Annotated in this window: 20 protein-coding genes and 1 riboswitch; of the genes, 12 read left to right on the top strand and 8 right to left on the bottom strand. The window is 42.6% G+C overall.

From position 1 onward, the window contains the following. Nucleotides 1-197: 197 nt before the first annotated feature. Entirely contained in the window at nucleotides 198-890 is a 693-nt protein-coding gene (locus CXF88_RS06935) for a hypothetical protein (protein WP_157822783.1), read from the top strand. Nucleotides 891-1,021: 131 nt separating this feature from the next. Continuing rightward, the gene (locus tag CXF88_RS06930; RefSeq protein ID WP_192115790.1) at nucleotides 1,022-1,729 is read left to right on the top strand and encodes a 23S rRNA pseudouridine(2604) synthase RluF; all 708 of its coding nucleotides are present in this window, start codon (nucleotides 1,022-1,024) and stop codon (nucleotides 1,727-1,729) included. Between the two features lie 3 nt (nucleotides 1,730-1,732). On the opposite strand, the gene CXF88_RS06925 is transcribed toward CXF88_RS06930, so the two are convergent. Together CXF88_RS06925 and CXF88_RS06920 are read right to left on the bottom strand one after the other, a co-directional pair. Beyond that, entirely contained in the window at nucleotides 1,733-3,889 is a 2,157-nt protein-coding gene (locus tag CXF88_RS06925; protein ID WP_101086164.1) for a S46 family peptidase, read from the bottom strand. A gap of 215 nt (nucleotides 3,890-4,104) precedes the next feature. Continuing rightward, complete coding sequence (locus tag CXF88_RS06920; protein WP_101086163.1) at nucleotides 4,105-5,307, bottom strand: aromatic amino acid transport family protein; 1,203 nt, start codon at nucleotides 5,305-5,307, stop codon at nucleotides 4,105-4,107. Between the two features lie 258 nt (nucleotides 5,308-5,565). Beyond that, nucleotides 5,566-5,676, top strand: a riboswitch (yybP-ykoY riboswitch). A 96-nt stretch (nucleotides 5,677-5,772) separates the two neighbouring features. Here CXF88_RS06920 and CXF88_RS06915 point away from each other — a divergent pair. From CXF88_RS06915 to CXF88_RS06905, 3 genes are all read left to right on the top strand, one after another. Beyond that, a complete protein-coding gene (locus tag CXF88_RS06915) occupies nucleotides 5,773-6,327 on the top strand; it encodes a TMEM165/GDT1 family protein (RefSeq protein ID WP_101086162.1) in 555 nt (184 codons plus the stop codon). Between the two features lie 11 nt (nucleotides 6,328-6,338). Then, on the top strand, nucleotides 6,339-7,748 hold the full coding sequence (gene mdtD, locus CXF88_RS06910) for a multidrug transporter subunit MdtD (protein WP_101086161.1): 1,410 nt from the start codon (nucleotides 6,339-6,341) through the stop codon (nucleotides 7,746-7,748). Between the two features lie 268 nt (nucleotides 7,749-8,016). Next, nucleotides 8,017-8,397: an STAS/SEC14 domain-containing protein gene (locus CXF88_RS06905; protein ID WP_182743555.1), complete on the top strand. Its 381-nt coding sequence runs from the start codon at nucleotides 8,017-8,019 to the stop codon at nucleotides 8,395-8,397. A 100-nt stretch (nucleotides 8,398-8,497) separates the two neighbouring features. Here the strand turns inward: CXF88_RS06905 and CXF88_RS06900 are convergent, their stop codons facing one another. Further along, the gene (locus CXF88_RS06900; RefSeq protein ID WP_101086160.1) at nucleotides 8,498-8,692 is read right to left on the bottom strand and encodes a cytoplasmic protein; all 195 of its coding nucleotides are present in this window, start codon (nucleotides 8,690-8,692) and stop codon (nucleotides 8,498-8,500) included. Between the two features lie 163 nt (nucleotides 8,693-8,855). Between CXF88_RS06900 and CXF88_RS06895 the strand changes: the two genes are divergently transcribed. From CXF88_RS06895 to lysS, 6 genes are all read left to right on the top strand, one after another. Further along, nucleotides 8,856-9,347 (top strand): MarR family transcriptional regulator, encoded by a 492-nt coding sequence (locus CXF88_RS06895; protein WP_101086159.1) that lies wholly within the window; start codon nucleotides 8,856-8,858, stop codon nucleotides 9,345-9,347. Continuing rightward, nucleotides 9,337-10,470: a 23S rRNA (uracil(747)-C(5))-methyltransferase RlmC gene (gene rlmC / locus CXF88_RS06890; protein ID WP_101086158.1), complete on the top strand. Its 1,134-nt coding sequence runs from the start codon at nucleotides 9,337-9,339 to the stop codon at nucleotides 10,468-10,470. The genes CXF88_RS06895 and rlmC overlap by 11 nt, the downstream gene beginning before the upstream one ends. Nucleotides 10,471-10,648: 178 nt before the next feature. Continuing rightward, a complete protein-coding gene (gene chrA / locus CXF88_RS06885; protein ID WP_101086157.1) occupies nucleotides 10,649-11,800 on the top strand; it encodes a chromate efflux transporter in 1,152 nt (383 codons plus the stop codon). 140 nt (nucleotides 11,801-11,940) lie between these two features. Continuing rightward, entirely contained in the window at nucleotides 11,941-13,605 is a 1,665-nt protein-coding gene (locus CXF88_RS06880; protein WP_101086156.1) for a methyl-accepting chemotaxis protein, read from the top strand. A gap of 299 nt (nucleotides 13,606-13,904) precedes the next feature. After that, nucleotides 13,905-15,003 (top strand): peptide chain release factor 2 gene (gene prfB, locus CXF88_RS06875; RefSeq protein ID WP_162022282.1). Its coding sequence is split into 2 segments (ribosomal slippage): nucleotides 13,905-13,979 and nucleotides 13,981-15,003, totalling 1,098 coding nucleotides; the frame shifts between segments, so codons are not numbered across the junction. Between the two features lie 54 nt (nucleotides 15,004-15,057). Next, nucleotides 15,058-16,560, top strand: coding sequence for a lysine--tRNA ligase (gene lysS / locus CXF88_RS06870; RefSeq protein ID WP_101086154.1), 1,503 nt, complete (start codon nucleotides 15,058-15,060; stop codon nucleotides 16,558-16,560). Between the two features lie 124 nt (nucleotides 16,561-16,684). On the opposite strand, the gene CXF88_RS06865 is transcribed toward lysS, so the two are convergent. The 5 genes from CXF88_RS06865 to CXF88_RS06845 form a co-directional block, all read right to left on the bottom strand. Continuing rightward, nucleotides 16,685-17,113 (bottom strand): PaaI family thioesterase, encoded by a 429-nt coding sequence (locus tag CXF88_RS06865; RefSeq protein WP_101086153.1) that lies wholly within the window; start codon nucleotides 17,111-17,113, stop codon nucleotides 16,685-16,687. Between the two features lie 42 nt (nucleotides 17,114-17,155). Then, complete coding sequence (locus tag CXF88_RS06860) at nucleotides 17,156-18,865, bottom strand: FAD-dependent oxidoreductase (protein ID WP_101086152.1); 1,710 nt, start codon at nucleotides 18,863-18,865, stop codon at nucleotides 17,156-17,158. Nucleotides 18,866-18,904: 39 nt separating this feature from the next. Continuing rightward, nucleotides 18,905-19,348, bottom strand: a complete 444-nt coding sequence (locus tag CXF88_RS06855; RefSeq protein ID WP_101086151.1) for a transcriptional repressor — start codon at nucleotides 19,346-19,348, stop codon at nucleotides 18,905-18,907. Between the two features lie 45 nt (nucleotides 19,349-19,393). Next, a complete protein-coding gene (locus CXF88_RS06850; RefSeq protein ID WP_059747677.1) occupies nucleotides 19,394-19,675 on the bottom strand; it encodes a DUF134 domain-containing protein in 282 nt (93 codons plus the stop codon). 350 nt (nucleotides 19,676-20,025) lie between these two features. Next, nucleotides 20,026-21,030 carry a WD40 repeat domain-containing protein gene (locus tag CXF88_RS06845; protein ID WP_242445108.1) on the bottom strand — a complete coding sequence of 335 codons (1,005 nt, stop codon included), beginning with the start codon at nucleotides 21,028-21,030 and terminating at the stop codon, nucleotides 20,026-20,028. Nucleotides 21,031-21,248: 218 nt separating this feature from the next. Here CXF88_RS06845 and pyrC point away from each other — a divergent pair, with 218 nt between their 5' ends. Beyond that, the gene (gene pyrC, locus CXF88_RS06840; protein WP_101086150.1) at nucleotides 21,249-22,286 is read left to right on the top strand and encodes a dihydroorotase; all 1,038 of its coding nucleotides are present in this window, start codon (nucleotides 21,249-21,251) and stop codon (nucleotides 22,284-22,286) included. Nucleotides 22,287-22,369: the final 83 nt, after the last annotated feature.

Genomic DNA, 22,369 nt, shown 5'->3' with positions numbered 1-22,369 from the left:
CAGTCAGTAACGATTGGGCATTTTTATTTTTATTTTTGGTTTAAGTTTTTGGTTTAAGTTTTTGGTTTAAGTTTTTGTTTAAGTTTTTGTTTAAGTTTCGGCTTAGGTTTAGTTTTTTGGTTATGTGATTATCGGCTTTTACTTTTTGGCTTTCCGCGTTAACATTCTCATCCCATTTTTGACATAAGTATCGTTCAGTGACAGATAGAGTCCGTAATTATGATTTACACCTAGTGATTGTATTTATGTCATTGGCTGCGGCTGTAATCTGCTCTTTTGGTGTAGGAAGTGCGTTAATCGTGCAAGCCGACGGCATCAATTTGGACATGTTGATGATCCGCCCCGATACACTTGGCGATTATATGCATTCGTCGTTTGCAATCGTGTTCAATTTATCACTATTAGCAGGTGGCTCATGCTTCTTACTCGCCATGGTGGCGGTGTTTAATACTTTCCCTGATTTACTGAGCCGCTACATCGCCATTATTGGTGGCGTAGTGGGTGTGAGTATTGTGTTAATGGGTGTGTTTCCGATTAACTTTCTAGACTTACACCGTAAAGCGTCGACGCTTTATTTATTCAGTACTATTTTTTTGCATTGTATTTGCCTACTTGATTACTTTAAACCTGGCAGCACGATGACCAAGCGAATGCTTAGTTTGAGCATTATTTCACTGTGTAGTGGGTTATTATTATTAACGTTGTTCGATTGGAGTCAGCTGGATTTTACCGAGTGCTCAACGGATTTACCTCAGTATTGTATTGTGTCTTCAGCCATGTGGACATTAACGCAAGCGAATATTCTATGGTGTATTTGCCTTGGGTTAAGCCTACTGACAACCATTAAAACTCAACAACATAGTGTGTATCAATTTCTCGAAACCCGTTAACGTCTATTTATTCTTGCTTGAGTACTATCTATGACATCAATGCGATTAAATCTATGACATCAATGCGATTAAATCTATGACATCAATGCGATTAAATCTATGACATCAATGCGATTAAATCTATGACATCAATGCGATTAAGTCATTATTTGGCGGTGTGTGGTGTGGCGTCAAGACGCCAAGCTGCACGGCTTATCGACAGTGGTCGAGTGAGTATTAATCATCAATTAGCTAAACACACTGATCGAGTTAACCTTTGCGAAATCGAGACAATTCTAGTAGACGATAAACCGATCCTTGCTGTGCAAGATAAACAGTATTGGCTATATCATAAGCCTGTTGGAATGGATTGCCGTTTATTAGTTGATGATCCTCACAGCTTACTGCATGTATTACCTGAGTTACCAAGGTTGTATCCTGCAGGGCGTTTGGATAAAGATTCTCGTGGTTTGCTACTACTCACTAATGATGGTCAATTAACGCAAGCGCTCATGCATCCCGATTATTATCATCCTAAGACATACGTGGTCCAAGTTGATAAGCCAATTAGTGCTAGTTTTCTATCGATGATGACAAAGGGTGTCAGTTATGGCGATGTGCAAACTCGACCATGCGAAGTTCGGCCATTGAGCCTGGCGAGTGCAGAAGACAGGTTTGAGATTGTATTAACCCAAGGATTAAATCGGCAAATACGCCGTATGTGCAAAGCATTAGGTTACAAAGTGATTGATTTAATGCGAACACAATTATTAGATATACGTATTGATGAGCTTGCAGAAAAAACAATGCGGCCATTAACGACCGCAGAGTTATTGAGTCTTAAACGTGCAGTAAACTGAACGTTATCTAACGATTTCCATTTCAGCTAATAAGTTGTCAGCATTATCTAAATACTGCATTACCCATAGCATGTAGCGGCTGTCTACTTGGATAGAACGGTTACTTTGTGAGTCGTATCCCCAGTCTCCAATGATACTTTCGTACACACCATCAAACAGTAAACCCACTAGTTCAGCACGACCGTTTAAGGTGGGTGAGCCTGAGTTACCACCCGTTGTGTCTAGGGTAGATAAGAAGTTAACCGGTACAGAGTCAACCGCTTTGACGTAGTAATCGCCGTATTGCTTTTGTTTAATCAGCTCAAGTTGTTTAGCTGGCGCATCGAAAGGATCAACACCAGTGTCTTTGGCTAAAATGCCTTCTAAGCGGGTAAAAGGCACCGCCACTAAACCATCCTGTGGAGAATAACCTTTCACGTTACCTACCGTTACACGCAGGCTTGAGTTTGCATCAGCATAAACAGGTTTTCCTAACTCGCGATTGTAGGCAATGATAGCGTCCATATATTGTGGACGTACTTTCATTAAGTCACCTTCTAATTGCTTTTGCTCTTTTTCGCGCGCCATGTCAGCATCATAGGTTTGTACTGCAAATTGAATGAATGGGTCGTTAGATGCTTTAAAGTCGGCAACCGATTTGTTCATCCATGCTAAGCGAGTTTCTTTATTGTTTAGCTTGGTGTTGGCGTACATTTTATCGAGTGTTTTAGCTAATGCTTTAGCATCGAACTTGCTGCTAATACCAAAGGCTTTATCTAAAGCGGCTAAATGCTGCTCTGCAGGTAGTGCAGCATAACGTGTCAGTAAATCGGCTAGCAGGGCTTTATCGACACTGGCAGCATAACGGCGATCAATCCGTTCCATGCTTGAAGTGAAGTTGGTCATGTCACGTTGTTGGTAGCCTGGTTCACGTGCCATATCAGCTAAGGTTTTCTCATTAGCTAAGCGATACAAATCACGTGCGGTAGTGACCATAGTGGTGTAACCGATGTAACCTAATAAAATGTCACGTTGCTGATTTTGCTGACTCTTTGCCACTAACTTTTCTAAGCTTGATAGTGTTTCGCCATATTGCTGTTGGCGTTTTTTATCTTTACCAATCCAGTTTGCTAAATCGCTTTCTATTTTCTCACGATCAGCGAGCATGGTTGATTTTCCATAATACTCAATCATCGAGGTAAAGTTTTTAGCATAATTAGCTAAACCAGCAATCAAGCTTTCGTATTTAATCCGTTCGTCGCTGCCTTCAGAAGCTGTTTCTTTGATGATGCTAATCATGCGCTCTTGTAGGACTTTGCCTTCTGGATAAGCCCAATTAAACTGATTGTTAACTTCATCGGCTGTGCGGTAACGGTTGGTACGGCCAGGATAGCCAGCAACCATCACAAAGTCGCCATCGCTAACGCCTTTAGCTGATACTTTTAAAAAGCTTTTTGGCTCGTACGGTACATTGTCTTTGCTAAAATCGGCAGGCTTGCCGTCTTTAGATACGTAAGCACGATAAAATGAGAAGTCTCCAGTATGACGAGGCCACATCCAGTTATCGATATCACCGCCGTATTTGCCCACGCTAGCGGCTGGGTTATAGGCTAAACGTACGTCACGAATTTCTAACTGCTTAACAAGATAATATTCTAGGCCGCCATGGAAACTATACACCTGGCAACGGTAACCATCTTCTTTTTCACATTCAGCAACTAAGGTTTTTTCTTGTAGTTCTATACCTTTATAAAACTCATTACCCACTTTATCCATCTGGTTTGCTTTAACTTTATCAGTAACATTGGTTACCGCTTCAGTTACAAAAATACGTGAACCAGGTGTCGCAGGTAATTCTTCTGCGTAAGTTTTGGCTAAAAATCCGTCTTTAAGGAGGTTTTTTTCTGGGGTGGAGTTGTACTGAATTGAGCCATAGGCACAGTGATGGTTGGTAACCACTAAGCCTTTTGGCGACACAAATGATGCGGTACAACCACCCAGGCTGATAACGGCATTCATTGGGAATTCGGTTAATTTTGAAATTGAATCAGCGCTTATTTCTAAGCCTTTTGCTTTAAGTTCATCAGCCATTGCGGGAAGTTGATGTGGTTGCCACATACCTTCATCTGCCGCAGCGCCAAAGCTGGCTGCCATAGCGACAGTTAATAACCATTTTTTCATTATAATAATTCCATTTGGGGTGTTCACGGGTAATCAATATTGCCGTAAGTCGTGTCGATTTCTTGTTTAATCATCTAGGTCAGTGTTGGCGGACTATAAAAACGTCGGACCATAAAAACAAAAAAGTCAGGCTAAGCCTGACTTTAACAAATGTTTTACTATCTTAACAGCGTTTGAAAAACTCGCTTACAAATCCACTTTATCAGTCATCCGATTTAGGCTAATGCCACCATCAACTGCGCCACAACAATTAATGTGCCCAGTAATCCTGCGGCGATAAGCCCCAATGTGCCACCAGACACTTGATATCCGCCCATTTTCTGCGCGCGTTGCTTTAATGCCATCGCAATGGGTAAATAGATAATCATCACCACTAATGGAATGGCTGCAAAACCAAGCACTTTGAAAAATCCGTCTGGGTAGTAAAGCGCACATAACAGCGGCGGTATAAAGGTTATCAACCATGTTTTAGCACGACCAACAGCGTCATCTTTAGCTCGGGTCAGTTCGGCGACATAATCAAATAGGCTCATGGTGACACCTAAAAATGAGGTCACCAATGCAAGGTTGGCAAACAGATCAATTGCTTGGCTGATAATGTGTGACTGGGCTAAGCCTTGCAAAGCAGCAACCAGTTTAGGCAGTGAACCACCAAAGCTATGAACTGTTTCGCCGCCTAAAGAACCTAGCGTTACGAGCAACCACAGGATGTAACAAACCAGTGGAATGGTCGAGCCTATTAATAACACTTTTCTAAGTGATGCAGCATCACCTTCTAAGTAGCGCACAATGGTGGCAATACACACATGGAAACCAAATGAAGTGAATACCACTGGGATGGCTGCTAACCATAATTGTTGCAGGGCGGTGCCCGAAGCCACATCGGTTGAATAATTGTTTAATGCACTGATTAAATTAACGTCTGGTAATAGAAATGCCACCACAATGACCAGCAGCACCACCATAGAAGTAAATAAAATACGTGATACTTTATCAATCCATTTAACACCAATGGCAATCAAGCCACCAAAAATAACCGTAAACAGTATGACGGCGACTTGGTTGCTCATGTTAATGCCGATGGGTTGTAAACGGGTTTCTAATAGCGATGACCCTCCCATTAGATACACCATGGTTAAGGCGAATAATAAGCTAAGGAATGAGCCACCTTGAATGAGCTGGCCGACTTTGCCCAGTGTTTTACCGGTAATGGCATGGACGTTATCGCCGACACCACTATGAAGATTAATTTCTAACATCAGTAACGAGGTGTAAGCCGATAAACCCCAAATAACCACTAATAAGATTAATGCGGGGATCATCCCCAAAGCTGCTGTTGCTAATGGTAGCGCTAGCATGCCTCCGCCAATTGCCGTTCCCGCGACAATCGAAATAGAACCTAAAGTTTTAAAATTCACAGAAAACGTCCTGTTTAATTATTATTTTATTTGTGTCGGACATTAGCAGAAGGGTGACAGAGCAGGCAAGGATCTTTGACTGTTAAAGGCTAACAGCTATGTTTATAAACAATTACACAACAATAGACCAAACTTTTTTACACGTGATTATTGCAATAGCGTAGCATTACGGCGTTACGATTAGGGTAAGGTTATTTATATGTCGAATTTACAATGTAAAATGAGTGCGTTGAATAAAATTATTTAATCGTTATAATGCGACTTGTTTTAGGGGAGTAGCTAATCTTGTCTTGCTGTTATGGCACACAAGATGTCTGTATCAACATAATTGGCCTCACGCCATGGTGCAGACAGTAACACACTGTTAATCAGTGATTTTACCAAGCGAGACCTAAGCACAGTAACTGCATCAAGGGGTATGCGGTGGCTCGTGCTTAGTTGTCATTTACCCCTAGGAATATCACATTGGAAGCTTTATTCGCCTCAACTCTTACTGTTGCCATCGCTGAAATAGGCGACAAAACTCAATTATTAGCCTTACTGCTCGCGGTGAGATTTAGCAATAAAACCGCTATAATCTCAGGCATTTTGTTCGCCACATTATTAAATCATTTTCTTGCTGCATGGTTAGGTCAATGGGCCATTACGTGGATTGATCCACAATGGGCGACCTATCTGGTGGCCGGGTCATTTTTTGCTATTGCACTATGGGTGCTGATACCCGATAAAATGGATGATGATGATAATCGCTTCTATAAACTCGGTGCTTTTACTGCGACGTTTATTTTGTTTTTTATTGCTGAAATAGGGGATAAAACTCAAATTGCGACAGTAGTCTTAGCGGCAAAATACCAAGCACTGACATGGGTTGTCATCGGCACGACATTGGGAATGTTAATTGCTAATGTCCCCGTTGTGCTGGCTGGGCATTTTAGTGCTAACAAATTGCCCATGAAACTGATTCATCGCGGTTGTGCTGTGTTGTTTGCGCTACTTGGGGTCGCTACACTGCTGTGGTAAAAGGAGGTTCCATGTCCGATAACCAAGTTCTTGATGCAGATACTGCCCGCGGGTTGCCCTGGGTTGTTGCCATTGCTTTTTTCATGCAGTCACTCGATGGAACGATCCTTAATACTGCATTACCCGCTATGGCCAGTGATTTAAATGAAGACCCGCTGCGTATGCAAGGCGTGATTATCGCTTACATGCTCACCGTGGCATTGCTGATCCCTGCTTCTGGCTGGATCGCTGATCGCTTTGGCACCAAAAAAATCTTCTTTGGTGCGATCTTATTGTTCAGCTTTGGATCATTGCTTTGTGCATTGTCCAATTCATTAGACATGTTGATTGGTGCTCGGGTGGTACAAGGGTTAGGTGGTGCTTTAATGTTGCCAGTCGGCCGACTTGTAGTGCTGCGGGCATATCCACGTTCGGAATTGGTACGGATTATGGGCTTTATCACCATCCCCGGTTTACTGGGGCCACTGCTTGGTCCAACGATGGGCGGTTGGATGGTGCAATACTTGACATGGCATTGGATCTTTTTGATCAATCTGCCTGTCGGTGTAGTCGGTTGTTATGCGGTGTGGAAGTTCATTCCAGATCTGCGTGGTAAGGAAAAATCACGTTTCGATAGCTTCGGATTTTTGTTGTTTGGGGCTGCGATGTTATTGATCACCATCGCTATGGAAGGACTCGGCGAACTGCACTTGCCGCACTTACGGGTGATGTTGCTGTTATTTGGTGGTATGGCGTGTTTGATAGCATATTGGCTGCGGGCTGGTCGTATTAGTAATCCACTGTTTTCGCCATCGCTATTCAACACCAAAACATTTGCTATTGGTCTTTTTGGTAATCTGTTTGCGCGTTTGGGCAGTGGTGCATTGCCATTCTTGGTGCCGTTGTTGCTGCAAGTTGCACTGGGTTATTCACCATCTCAGGCTGGAATGAGTATGCTGCCGCTGGCCGCTGCAGCAATAATGGCCAAATCAGTGGCTCGACCGATTATCGAACGCTTAGGTTATCGAGTAGTGCTTACCGCGAATACTTTGGCGCTTGGCGTTATGCTGGCGACCATGGGCTTGGTTAGCGAACAAACTCCTTACTGGTTGCTATTAGCTCTGTTGGCGATTCTTGGCGCGATTAACTCGTTACAATTTACGGCCATGAATGCCGTGACCTTAATAGATCTTGATGATGTTAATGCCAGTAGCGGTAACAGTCTATTGTCGGTAGTAGGTCAATTATCATTAAGTTTAGGGGTTGCGTGTGCAGGTGCTTTGCTCGGTGGCTTCAGTACCGATGTCGGCAGCGGTACAGGGGGAACAGTACTTGGCGCTTTCCAACTGACGTTCGTTACCGTTGGTCTTATGACAATGTTAGCCGCAGTGATATTTTCGCAATTATCTAAAGACGATGGCCGTCGGATAACCCATTCATAACAGTGCATCATTTCGCCGATTTCGGATAAAAAAAGGTATTTTGCGATTATTTATAACGCGGTATTTTTTACCAAAATGATGCTCTGAATATGATGCAGATAAACCTCAATTTTAATTTCCCATTAGTTTTTTGTGCAGTCCGGCACACACTTCATTGTATGGTTGGTTAAAATATAATCATGCATAAGCTTTATGGATAGCCGTGTGCATGTAAATGTGTAAGCGGATGGTAAACGGATAGTAAGCTGATAGTTAAAGGAGTCACGATATGGATATGAAGAAACATGGTTTATCGATAGGCATAAACCGAATTGAAAATGTGTTTTTTGTGACATTAAAAGCCATTGGCACATTAACCCACGAAGACTATCTCGTCATTACCCCTATGCTAGAGGGGGCATTAAGCCAAGTTGATCAACCTAAAGTGAGTTTATTTCTCGATGCTACCGAGCTCGACGGCTGGGATTTACGCGCCGCGTGGGATGATTTAAAGCTGGGGTTAAAGCACAAATCTGAGTTTGAAAGAGTGGCGATTTTGGGCAATAGAGATTGGCAAGAATGGGCGGCCAAAGTCGGTAGTTGGTTTATTGCGGGCGAGATAAAATATTTCGACGATGAAGATGATGCGTTGAAATGGCTTCGATACTAATACGATGTTCAAGGTATGTTTATCTCGAATGATGCCTAGATCTTTACCGTTGTGATGGCATGATTAACCCTAGGAACAGATTCTCTAGGGCTATAAGCATTTACGCCGTGGTATTAACATTGTGACCACTGTTGCCAACGGGCTGCGGCGCAGGTGGTTGCGCTGCTTCAATGAGCTGCAATGCCATTTGACCTTCAATCTTTTGCTGTTCTTTAGCCATTACGGCCACTTTTAAGCTGCTGCCAGAATCAATCGTTGTTGGCATTGAAGACGGTGAATTAACACTAATTGACATGGTTAACCTTAATATAAAGTCGGATGGTAATAGTATATCGGCTGAAAATCAAAATGCTTGACACATTTTTGCTAAAAAGCATTCGTTGAGCTTTTTTTGATTATAGGTTGCGCACAACCAATGTTATAATTAACTCATATTATTGGTTAGTGGAGTGAAGCCTATGTCTAATAAAGCGCTTACTGAGTCTCAATTACCTTCAGCGCAAAACCCGCTAGCACTTGAAAATCAAGTGTGTTTTTCATTGTATAGTGCGACTAATGCGATGATCCGCGCATATCGACCATTATTAGATGAGTTATCGCTGACTTATCCTCAGTATTTAGTGATGATGGTACTTTGGAAAGAGCCGGGGATTAGTGTTAAAACCTTAGGTGAAAAATTACATCTAGATTCTGGAACGTTAACGCCCTTGCTAAAGCGTTTAGAAGGCAAGGGCTTAGTGAGCCGTGGTCGCAGTGAGTTAGATGAACGCGTGCGGGTGTTACATGTTACTGAGCAAGGCCAGCAATTACATCAGCAAGCGTTGAGTATTCCTGAACAGATGCGTTGTAAAGTAGGTGGCACTATTGAAAACTTACAACAATTAAAGCAACTGTGTGATCAAGCATTTACCATGTTAAATTCCGGAGAGGCGAGCAGCTGTGAAATGTGATTATTTTGAGCGTGGCGATTGTCTGTCATGCCGCAATATTCAACTACCTATGGTTGAGCAAGTGAGTGTAAAGCAACAACAATTAACCGATTTGTTTCGCGGCATCTCAGTTAAACAATGGTTAGCGCCAATATTAAGCGCAGAATCAGGTTTTCGTAATAAAGCCAAAATGGTCGTTTTAGGTGCAGCTCACAAACCTATTTTAGGTTTGGTTAATCCTAAAGGGGAGCCGGTCAGTTTATGTGACTGCTCGTTATACCCTAAAGATATGCAATTATTGTTACACCGTTTAGAACGATTTGTGCAGCAAGCTGGTATACCGCCTTATCGGGTCGATAAAAGCAAAGGCGAGCTAAAATTTATTTTATTGACTCGCAGCCAAAGTAGTGGCCAGTTTATGCTGCGTTTTGTATTACGTAGTGACCAAGCCATCGTGAGAATTGAACGAGAATTACCCCAATTATTACAAGAGTTTCCCGAAATCACCTTAGTCTCGGCCAATATTCAGCCAATCCACATGGCTATTCTAGAAGGCGAAAGGGAAATATTTTTAACGGAAACAACACGATTAGAAGAACAACTTAATAATGTACCGTTGTTCATACGGCCAAAAAGCTTTTTTCAAACTAATCCGGAGGTTGCCGCCCAGTTGTATCAAATAGCGAGGGAGTGGGTTACTGAATTCAAACCGAACTATATTTGGGACTTATTTTGTGGTGTCGGTGGATTTGGGCTTCATTGCGCTAACAGCAATACCCGTTTAACTGGAATTGAGATCGAATCTGAAGCAATAGAATGTGCCATCTTGTCAGCAACCAAACTAGGGCTTACGCAAGTGGATTTTAGTGCACTCGATTCAACTCATTTTGCTAAAGGACAATCTGCTCAAGATAAACCGGATCTTATTATTGTCAATCCACCTCGGCGTGGATTAGGCAAATCATTATGCGATTTATTGAGTGAGTTTGCGCCTAAAGCAATCGTGTACTCTAGTTGTAATCCACACACCTTAATGAGCGATTTAGAGTGCATTACGGGTTATCAAATCACCAAAGTTCAAATGTTTGATATGTTTCCTCATACCGATCATTTTGAAGTACTGGTTATGCTAGAACAGCTGTAATAGTCTTTGCTATCAATTAAGGTGTTTTATAATCGAAATTAAGTACTCGTTTGGTGTCGCTAAATTATAGGTTATATCGAACAAAGGTAGCTGTTAGGTTGTGGTATATATTGTCATCATAAAAATGTCATCTCAATGTCATAACATTGTTTATTAACATAAAAAAGGTACTAGGACGATGTGGCAAATTTTCAGTCGCTTTTTAGCGTTAGGGTTAATCAGTTTCGGTGGCCCTGCGGCTCACATAGGCTATTTTAGAAAAGCATTTGTTGACGACTTACAATGGCTAGACGGTAAACAATATTCAAGTTTTATCGCCCTGAGTCAGTTTATGCCTGGGCCAGGCTCAAGCCAGATAGGGTTTGCAATTGGATATCACCGAGGTGGTTTATTGGGCGGATTAGCCGCCTTTTTAGGTTTTACCTTGCCGTCTTTTTTACTGATGTTTTTATTTGCTGTGACCAGTGCTCAATGGTTGGAGATAACGGCCGTAGAGGGGGCTATTCATGGCTTAAAGCTACTGGCAGTGGTGGTCGTAGCGGATGCGACTTTGTCAATGTTCAATCAATTCTGTCAACGAAAAACCGCTAAAATACTCATGGCTGCCACCGCCGTTGCTGTCATATTAATGCCTTCATTATTAATGCAAATTGGCGTACTAGTTGTGGCCGCTATTGTTGGAGTCATGTTGATGACTCGGGGTGAGCGTATTACGCCAGACACACCTGCTATCGAGCTTAATTATGCTTGGTTAGCGTTATTTATTATAGGCATCGCAGCATCTTTATATTTGATCAATCAACCTGACAGTCTTGGACAGATTTTTGCGCAATTCTTCCAAGTGGGCAGTTTAGTATTTGGCGGTGGGCATGTGGTATTGCCCTTGCTTGAAACCAGTGTCGGTGAATACATTACCCCAGATCGATTTTTAACTGGCTATGCACTTGCGCAAGCCATTCCTGGCCCTATGTTTACCTTAGCAACCTTTTTAGGGGCAGATTTATGGTTAGAATCTCCTATTTTGGGTGCGTTAGTGGCGACGTTAGCTATTTTCCTTCCAGGTTTTTTATTGATGCTGGTGGGCTTAAAAAGTTGGCATTCTATTAGCCAACATCCTGCCATAGCCGGTGCGTTAGCGGGGGTAAATGCAGCCGTTGTTGGTTTATTGCTTTCAGCACTTTATCAACCTGTGTTTACTAGTGCGGTGATCATGCCGCTAGACATGGCATTAGTGATCATTGGTTTTAGTATATTAAAAGTCTTTAAGCCCGGTCTTGTATGGTTGGTAATAGGATTTGCAGCAATGGGCAGTGGATTGACAATGTTGTAAAAAGGTTATTATATTGGATGACTTTGCGATAGGTCTCACTTTATTGAGTTGCAATAGTTTGTTAGCTTAACCATCTATAATAAATAGACTATTATATTGATAGACTATTACCTTAAAAGACCTTCAAAAGGCTGGCCACTATGTTGAGATCTTCCCTACGCAATAAACTACTGGGGTTATCGCTAATTCCGCTTTCGTTAATCCTCGTCGTACTACTGAGTATTTTTTATGTTAATGAAGGCTCATCGCTGAAAAAAGATGTTGATAATTTTCGCAGTGAGTTAATTTCAGAACGTAAAAATCAACTAAAAGAATCGGTTCAAATTGCCCAAGGGGTTATCGAATACCAGTTGGCTCTGGGTGATAAAGGCAGCGTGAATGATGCATTAAGAGATTTACGTTTTGGCAGTGCAGGGTATTTTTTTATGTATGATGATGCCGGCGTCAATATTTTTCATGCGACTATGCCTGAACTTGAAGGGCAAAATAAAATCGATATGACCGATCCTAATGGCACCAAGATTATTGTTGGGCTATTAGATGCGGCTAAATCGGGTGCGGGTAATTTTTCCTTTTACTTCAAGAAACCGGGTAGCGAGCAGCTTGTTGAAAAACTCGGTTTCGCAGTAATGATCCCTAATACCAATTGGATGTTAGGCTCGGGCGCTTATATTGATGATATTGAAGAGTCTATTGGCGGGTATGAAACCTATAAAACTGAAGAGATGAATCAAAAAGCATTCATGTTTCTATTAATTGCTTTAGGTCTTACGGGGATTACTGCTTTTGGCGTGGTAGTGATGGCCCATAAAATGGTGGTGCCAATTCAAAATATGGCGTCATCGCTTAATGATATCGCTAAAGGTGAAGGTGATTTAACCAAACGTTTAGATATCACCAGTGAGGATGAGATTGGCCAATTAGGCAGCGCATTCAATCTGTTCATCGACAAATTACAACATATTATGGGTGATGTGGCTGGTGCGACCGACAGGGTTAAGCATGCGGCTCAAAGTATCAGTGGCCAAACAGTGTCAATGACAGAGCAACTCTACAATCACAATAATGAAATTGACCAAATTGTCACCGCGATCACCGAAATGTCGGCGACGGCGCATGACGTGGCCCACAATACTAATATGGTAGCTGAAGCCACGCATGCTGCCTCTGATAACGTCACGAAAGCGCAAGATTGTGTCGATACCTCATTAACGGAAGTGTCTAATTTAATGAACCAAATTGACAACGCTGCGGCCAACGTCAAATCATTAAGTGAACAATCTAAGAAAATTAATTCAGTGCTGAGTGTGATAGGTGGGATTGCTGACCAAACTAATTTACTGGCACTCAATGCGGCAATCGAAGCAGCCCGAGCGGGCGAGCAAGGTCGGGGTTTTGCGGTTGTTGCTGATGAAGTGAGAAACTTGGCTAGTCGAACCCAAGCCAGTACGGTTGAAATTAATGAAATGCTGGCAGAACTGAATAAGCTAGTGACTCAAACGGTACAAACTATGGAAGAAAGTCAGGTGAGTTGTTTGAGTTCGGTGGAGTCTTCTAGAGCGATTTCTGAAAGTTTAGGTGCCGTGACATCATCAGTAACCAGCATTAATGACATGAGTACTCAAATTGCCACCGCGGCTACTGAACAAAGCTCAGTGACCGAAGAAATCAATCGCAATATCAATTCAGTGCAAGAGATTGTTAATACGTTATTGGTGGCCAGTCAAGATGCGTCCGGTATGAGTAAAACCGTTGCTGATGATGGTCAGACGTTAGCGGAATTAGTGGGTCAATTTAAAATATAATGTTTACTTGGTAGGTAATTAAAAATGAACCCGAAGCGGTTCATTTTTTTTAGTCCAATTTTTAATCTACACCAGAGCCTAAATTTGAACCTATATTTGTTGAAGCAAACTTTAACATTATAAGCGGTCCATTTATTCTATTCATTCGTGGGTAAGCGTTTTTCCAGATGTTGATTTGATGAAATATATTCGTCATTTGTTTATTAATAATCGGCCTTCCGGTCTAGGTTTAGTGCCTATCATGGGGTAAAATACGCCGTTGCACCTTTTGTTAACCGCCAAATTTAAGTTGAATATTCATGTTTGAAGTTAATCCGGTAAAATTCAAAATTAAAGAGCTAGCCGAACGTACTGAGTTACTTCGGGGGTATCTTTGACTACGCTGCCAAAAGTGAGCGTTTAGAAGAAGTCAGTCGCGAGCTTGAAAGCCCTGAAGTGTGGAATGAGCCTGAACGTGCTCAAGCATTAGGTAAAGAGCGTGCTGCGTTAGTGGTTGTGGTCAAAACCATTGATGATATGGACACGGGTCTAGAAGACATCCAAGGGTTACTTGAGCTTGCCATTGAAGAAGATGACGAAGAAACCTTTAATGATGCTGCCGCAGAACTTGAGGAGTTAGACACTCGTCTGGCTGATCTCGAATTCCGCCGCATGTTTTCTGGTAAGAGTGATGCTTCAAACTGTTATCTTGATATTCAATCTGGTTCAGGCGGCACCGAAGCACAAGACTGGGCCAATATGGTTCTGCGCATGTATTTACGCTGGGGTGACGCGCATGGTTATAGCCCAGAGTTAATGGAAGTGACCGACGGCGATGTGGCAGGTATTAAGGGTGCTACGATTAAGTTCACTGGTGAGTACGCTTTTGGTTGGATGCGAACAGAGACGGGTGTGCACCGTTTAGTACGTAAATCGCCATTTGATTCATCAGGTAAACGTCATACTTCTTTCTGTTCTGTTTTCGTTTACCCTGAAATTGATGATGATATTGAAATCGATATCAATCCATCAGATTTACGTATCGACACTTACCGTGCTTCTGGCGCGGGTGGTCAGCACGTCAACAAAACCGATTCTGCGATACGTATTACACATTTACCAACCAACACTGTGGTGCAATGTCAAAACGATCGCTCGCAACATAAAAACCGTGACTCTGCTTTTAAGCAATTAAAGGCGAAGTTGTACGAGTTAGAAATGCATAAACAAAATGCCGATAAACAAGCTGCTGAAGATGCAAAATCAGATATCGGCTGGGGCAGTCAAATTCGTTCATACGTATTAGATGACGCCCGTATCAAAGATTTACGTACAGGGGTTGAGAACCGCAACACTCAAACTGTGCTGGATGGTGATTTAGATAAGTTTATTGAAGCCAGCCTAAAATCAGGACTTTAATTAAATTAACTTTTTCCGCCATGTAAGTGTGGCGAGTAAACGCGAGAATATAATATGACTGAACACGTACAAGATGAAAACAAACTGATTGCTGAACGTCGCGCTAAATTAGACCACATCCGCACCAACTGTCCTGCGAATGCTCATCCAAATACATGGCAGCGTAGTCATAAAGCGGCTGAGTTACAGGCTCAATATGGCGAGCAAACCAAAGAAGCGCTAGAAGCGTTAGCTTTTCAAACAAGTATTGCTGGCCGTGTTATGGCCAAGCGTGGTCCGTTTTTAGTGATTCAAGACGTGTCTGGCCGTATTCAAGCTTATGCTGGTAAGCCAGTACAAGGCGATTTAAAAGAGCGTTATCAAGGTTTAGACATCGGTGACATCATTGGTGTTAAAGGTCAGCTGCATTTATCTGGCAAGGGCGACTTGTACGTCAACATGGAAGAATACCAGTTGCTGACTAAAGCACTGCGTCCATTACCTGAAAAATTCCATGGTTTAACCGACCAAGAAACGCGTTATCGTCAGCGTTACGTTGATTTGATCGTTAACGAAGATTCGCGCAATGCCTTTATTATGCGTTCTAAAGTGGTTGCCGCAATCCGTAACTTTATGGTCAAAAAAGAGTTCATGGAAGTTGAAACCCCAATGATGCACGTTATTCCTGGTGGCGCTTCAGCACGTCCATTTGTAACGCATCACAATGCATTAGACATGGCGATGTACTTACGTATCGCGCCAGAGCTGTACCTTAAGCGTTTAGTGGTTGGTGGTTTTGAGCGTGTGTTCGAAATTAACCGTAACTTCCGTAACGAAGGTTTGTCACCACGTCATAACCCAGAATTCACCATGATGGAATTCTATATGGCATATGCTGATTACAAAGACCTAATGGACTTAACCGAAGAAATGCTGGGGTCAATTGCTCAAGAATTATTAGGCAGTACTAGCATGCCTTATGGTGAAGAAACTGTTGAGTTTGGTGGCGCTTATGCACGTTTAAGCATGTTAGAAGCGATTCAGAAATATAATCCTGACAATGCGACTATTCAAGCTATGACCTACGAGCAAGTTAAAGACGTAGAGTTTATGCGCGATTTAGCATCGAGCTTAGGCATCAAGCTAGAAAAATTCTGGACGTGTGGTCAGTTACTTGAAGAAATTTTCGGTGAAACGGCTGAAACTAAGTTAATGCAACCTACGTTCATTACTGGTTACCCAGCGGATATTTCACCTTTGGCGCGTCGCAATGATAACAATGACTTCATTACCGATCGTTTTGAGTTCTTTATCGGTGGCCGCGAAGTGGCTAACGGCTTTAGTGAGCTCAACGATGCTGAAGATCAAGACAACCGCTTTAAAGCGCAAGTTGATGCTAAAGATGCAGGCGATGACGAAGCAATGTTCTATGACGCTGACTACATCACAGCACTAGAGCACGGTTTACCACCAACAGCAGGTCAAGGTATTGGTATCGACCGTTTAGTGATGCTATTCACTAACACGCATACTATTCGTGACGTGATTTTATTCCCAGCGATGCGCCCACAAGCGTAATGGCATAGGTTGGCAGTAGCTGACACTGAGGAATAATCAAAACCAGCTTTCGGGCTGGTTTTTTTTGACTAAAATTAACTGGAAATTTGTCTCGTACTGGTTAATTTGCTGCTTGCAAAAAACGCTAGCCGATGACGCCACTTTTAGGTTGGATAAACTTTGCCGATGCTGTCACGAAAGCTTTATTGTTAACAAAGAGCGCAGCTTCTAATTGGTACATCCCTAAACGTTGGCTCACCAATCGACCGACAATTTTGATGGCATCACCAACCTTTATGGGGGCAATAAAGCGGATGGTCATTTCGGCGGTTAAGGCCTTAATACCTTGCATCAGCAAACAATGAGTCATCGCCGCATCGACTAAGGCACTGGCAACGCCGCCATGCAAGAAACTGTTGTAGCCTTGAAGCTGCGGACTCACTTTATGATAACCAACCACTTGATTGTCACCGTTAGCAAAAAATTTACACTGTAACGACAATGGATTTTGTTTAGCGTCGCCACAGACAACACATTGACTGTGGCTTTGTTTGCTCTCTTGATAACGGTTCACACAAGACCTTATTTATTGATGAGTATAAATCCCAGCAATGCTTTAAAAGCGCGCATTAACCATTTGGTAGGTTTTATAACCACCAGTGAGGTTACGCACTTTAAAACCATGCTGTATTAACATGCGATAAGCGACATGACCGCGTAAACCCACCTGGCAAAATACCAGTAACTCTTTGTCTTTAGGGAGTTCGTTTAGTCGGTCTCGAAGCTCTGGCAGTGGAATATTCATTGCGCCTGCAATTGATCCCACGGCCGTGAGTTCTCCAGGGTTTCGAACATCGACAATGATTTGTTCTGCGGTCAAAGCGTGTAAATCTCGAGTGTGACATATGGCTTCATCACCTAATAATACATTGGCTGCGACCATACCTGCTTGATTGACCACATCTCTTGCAGAACCAAATGGAGGCGCGTATGTGAGTTCAAGATCGGCTAAGTCATGCACCGTCATACCAGCGCGTTGCGCCACGGCTAATACGTCCATACGTTTATCAACGCCGTCAATCCCTGCTGCCTGCGCGCCTAAAATACGGCCTGAACTAGGGCAGAACAATAGCTTTAAGCTAATAGGGTGAGCCCCAGGATAATAGCTGGCGTGGCTTGCTGTGTGGACATAGATTTTTTCAAATGGGATATTTTGCTTGAGTAAACTTTTCTCATTTAATCCTGTTGAAGCAATGGCCATATCAAACAACTTACAAATAGCTGTGCCTTGAGTGGCACGATATTTTTTATCACCACCAAGCATGTTATCGGCAGCTAATCGTCCTTGGCGGTTGGCAGGGCCCGCAAGGGGGATGAGTGTCGGATTACCAGTAACAAAATCGGCGGTTTCGATGGCATCGCCCACAGCATAAATATCTGCATCGGAGGTTCGCATGCCTTCGTCAACCCGAATACCACCGAGTGGGCCTAATACTAAACCGCACTCAGACGCCAAGCTGGTCTCAGGTTTAACACCAATGGCGAGGATGACTAAATCGGTTGCTAAGGTGTTGTTATCACTCAATGCTAGTTGCAGATGGTAGTGAGGTAATATTGGCTTATCATAATCACCGGTATTATCGGCTTCAGCCAGTTGTATCGGGTATTCATCAACAGCGGTTAAGCCGGTTTTTAAGCGTAAATCAACGCCATTATCAACCAGTTTTTGATGCAGCATGTTGGCCATTTCAAGATCAACAGGCCCCATCACTTGGTCTGCTAGTTCGAGTAAGGTGACGTCTAACCCAAGGTGGCGCAGCGCTTCTACCATTTCTAAGCCAATAAACCCACCGCCTACTACCGTGGCATGTTTAGGTTTATGCAGTAGAAGATTCGACAGGATTTTATCCATATCAGGAATATTACGCAGGCTATGGACGAAATGGTTATTGTTGCCGCTAATGGGTGGTTTTATTGGTGATGCACCGGGGCTGAGTAATAGCTTTTCATATGACTCTTGATACATTTCATTGGTCATAAGGTTACGTACGGTTAATTGCTTGGCTTGTCTATCAATCGCCACGACTTCATTATGTACCCGTACATCGACATTAAAACGCGACTTAAAGCTTTCGGGTGTTTGCAGTAATAGTGCGTCTCGGGATTCAATTTCACCACTAATATGGTAAGGCAAACCACAGTTGGCAAATGAAACAAATTCGCCCCTTTCAAGGATGATTATTTCAGCGGCTTCAGATACGCGTTTTGCTCTTGCTGCTGCCGATGCACCACCAGCAACACCACCAATAATGACTATTTTGGTCATGCTATTCTCCAATAAAATTAACGATTAACCTAGCGACTATCAATCAGACTTTTTGTTTTCTGATTTGCTATTAAGTGCTTTTTGGCAAGCAAAGCAGTGACCGTACATATTGAGGCTGAGGTGGTGAATACTCATGCCGTGATGTTCTGCCGCTAATCCTAAGCGAAGCTCAATTAAGGGGTCGATAAAATCGATTAACTTGCCACAGGTTAAGCAAATTAGATGATCATGACGTGGTTTATTACTGAGCTCATAAACAGTATTTTTAGATTCAAATAATCGGCCTACGACGAGGCCTGCTTGTTCAAAATGCGCCATAATTCGGTCTACAGTATGAAGGCTAATGGTCTCTCCCTGTGCATTTAACCCTTGATAGATATTTTCTACCGTTAAATGCTGTTCATCGGTTTGAGTAAGAAACTCAAGTAACTTACACCTTTGAGTGGTTATTTTGAGACCAGATTCTTTCAATACTGCTTGCATTAGATTGACCTAAACACGTCGATACGTGTTAACTGTGTTTAATCTTCAGCTGATATTATTTGTCATCAACGCTTTGCCATTAATAAGACTATCAACCACCTTATGCCTAGCTCCTTTAACCAAGTTCGCCAACGTTTGACGAGAAATATTCATTGATTTAGCTGCTTCTTGTTGTTGCATCCCCAGTAAATCAACTAAGCGTAAAGCCTCCATTTCATCCTCTGCAAGTGGTACCTGTTCTAACTGCGTCATCGGAATACCATTGGGCTTAAAACAGATGTTGGCAGCTTGGCCGCATATAGTTCGGGGGATTTTAGGTCTTGCCATGTAACACCTCGTTTGTAGCATATGCTATATATACTGAATGTAGTTCACACATGCAAGCTCTATTCTTTATTGAGTATGAGATACAAACAGATCTTTGATCTAGCCCATAAAACTGACTATTCAACGATACTGATTTTATCACCGTGCTAAATCCAGCTGGCTTTGGAATTGTTAGTGACTGTTTAGTGATGCTATTGATTCATACGGTTACTATCCGAGAGATTATTGATTACCAGTGATACGCCCAACAGTGCCTGTATCTATGAGGTGCCAATTGCCAGTCAATCACACGAACAATGCAAATCAAATAACGCTGTTATGATTTTTTATTATCTCTGGTGGAGATAAACTTATAAGCTCCAGGTCTCAAGTGCGCCATCTGAGCTTAAGGTCAATAGCTTACCATTAGGTTTGATCACCATTGAAAATACCGTAGTGCCAGTGTTATAGGCGGTGATATCCCAATGAGAAAGCTCTTTTCCTGATGAAGCATCCCAATAGATAACACTTTGTTTTGACGTTGCGGTAATTAAGTTTTTGCCGTGATTGACGAATAACGCCTGCCGAAAATAGCGATAGCGCTCAAGGTAATCTAGATGACTTACTGGCTGCGTTGTTTGGGTATCGATAATGACATTGTTATCGAGTGCATCGGCAATAAATAAGCGCCGATTAGCGTCATCAAAACTCACGCTGGTGATTTGTTGAGGACGTGAGAAACTGCTGATCAACTCACCGCTATAAGCAGCCCAAATATGGACATCACCATCAAGTCCTGTCGATAAAACCTGTTGTTCAAAGCCTGATAGCTCAACATGATTAACGGCGGCGCTGTGTTGTTTAAACAATGACATTGTCATGCTACTTCGTTGTATCACTGTGATTGAACCATCATTCATCCCCACCAAAATAGTGCTGCCTGTTTGGCTCAGAAAAAGGCTCGAAATGCTGGCATCGGGATTAAATCCGTGGGCGGGCCAACGTATATCTAATTTGCCTGTCTCAAGGTTAAAAACGGATATTTTTTGTTTGCCAGCCGTCGCAAGGAATTGTTTGTTACCAGACAACGCCAGCAGATAATTGGTTTCATCAAAGTCATCGTCAGACCATTGGCGTAATAGTTGGCTTGTTGCCACATCCCAAATCGATAATGTACGGCTTCTGCCTAATGTGACAGCCATACTGGCATCGTTAGACAATACGCCATCAATTAGCGTTTCTTGTACGAGTGGTTGAATATTATCGGGGGTTTTCATCACCTCAGCTTGATTGCAGCCAGAGACAGCCATCATTATCGTGATGACGCTAATAAGGTGCACACTTATCTGTAATCTAAATCCGGCATTAGCTAACAATTTAATTCCCCCTATAAAAAGATGCTTTCAACATAATAGCATAGAGCGTTACCGCCGGTTTTATGGGCTCGCAACTGCATGAATCGTGAAATATTTACTATAAATGGCATGACTTTTTGCTATAGCAAAGTCAGCGTTCAAATTATGCATCTATTAAGAAAAAGTGAATTCAGGCACAATAACGGCTAACAATCTGTTATTTAAGCCAAGGAACCCACATGACGCAAATTACCTTAACCACTCCCGATGATTGGCATCTTCATTTTCGAGATGGGGATATGCTAGGTGAAACGGTTCCTGCAACGGCTAGACTGTTTCAACGCGCGATTGTGATGCCTAATTTAGTCCCACCAGTAACGACCGCTACAATGGCTTTAGCTTATCGAGATCGTATCTTGGCGGCGCGCCCAGCCGGAAGTAGTTTTCAGCCGTTAATGACGCTATTTTTAACTAATAATACCAGCGCTCAAGATATTATCGATGCCAAAGCGGCAGGGGTAGTGGCTGGAAAGTTATACCCAGCAGGTGCGACCACAAATTCAGATGCAGCAGTTAAAGCCTTGGATGAGTTGTTTCCGATATTTGAGGTTATGGCGCAACAAGGCATGTTGTTATTAGTACATGGTGAAGTAACAGAATCGCATATTGATATTTTTGATCGCGAAAAGATGTTTATCGATCGCTATTTATCGCGCATTGTCGAAGCCATTCCTAGCCTTAAAGTGGTGTTTGAACATATCACCACTAAAGAAGCGGCTGAGTTTGTCGCAGAGGCTTCAGCTAATGTTGCTGCAACCATTACCCCACAGCATTTATTGTTAAATCGTAATGATTTACTCGTCGGTGGTGTTCGTCCGCATAACTTTTGCTTACCCGTATTAAAACGCAACATTCACCAGCATGCATTGCAAGCTGCTGTGGCGACAGGCTCAAGTAAATTCTTTTTAGGTACTGATTCTGCCCCGCATGAAAAACACCGCAAAGAGTCAGCCTGTGGCTGCGCAGGTTGTTACAGTGCCTGGAGTGCATTAGAACTCTATGCACAAGTATTTGATAACTTAGGGGCATTAGATAAGTTAGAAGGTTTTGCCAGCTTACATGGCGCAGACTTTTATGGCTTACCACGCAACAGCGGCACTGTGACGCTAGTGAAGCAAGAATGGACGGTACCAGAAGAGATTATTCTGCCAAACGGCAATCCTATCGTGCCATTTTTTGCAGGACAAAAAGTGAATTGGAAAGTGAAAACGGCTTAAGTTAATCACTAAGTTATCTAGGTAATTAACGCAGCATGCTGTTTTTATCACGGGTAGCTAAGTAGAAATAGTTTAATAACCAA

This window comes from Shewanella sp. ALD9 (assembly GCF_002836315.1).
Classification (GTDB): Bacteria; Pseudomonadota; Gammaproteobacteria; order Enterobacterales; family Shewanellaceae; genus Shewanella.
Note: the sequence above shows the minus strand (reverse complement) of the source record. Positions and strands in the feature narration are given on the sequence as shown.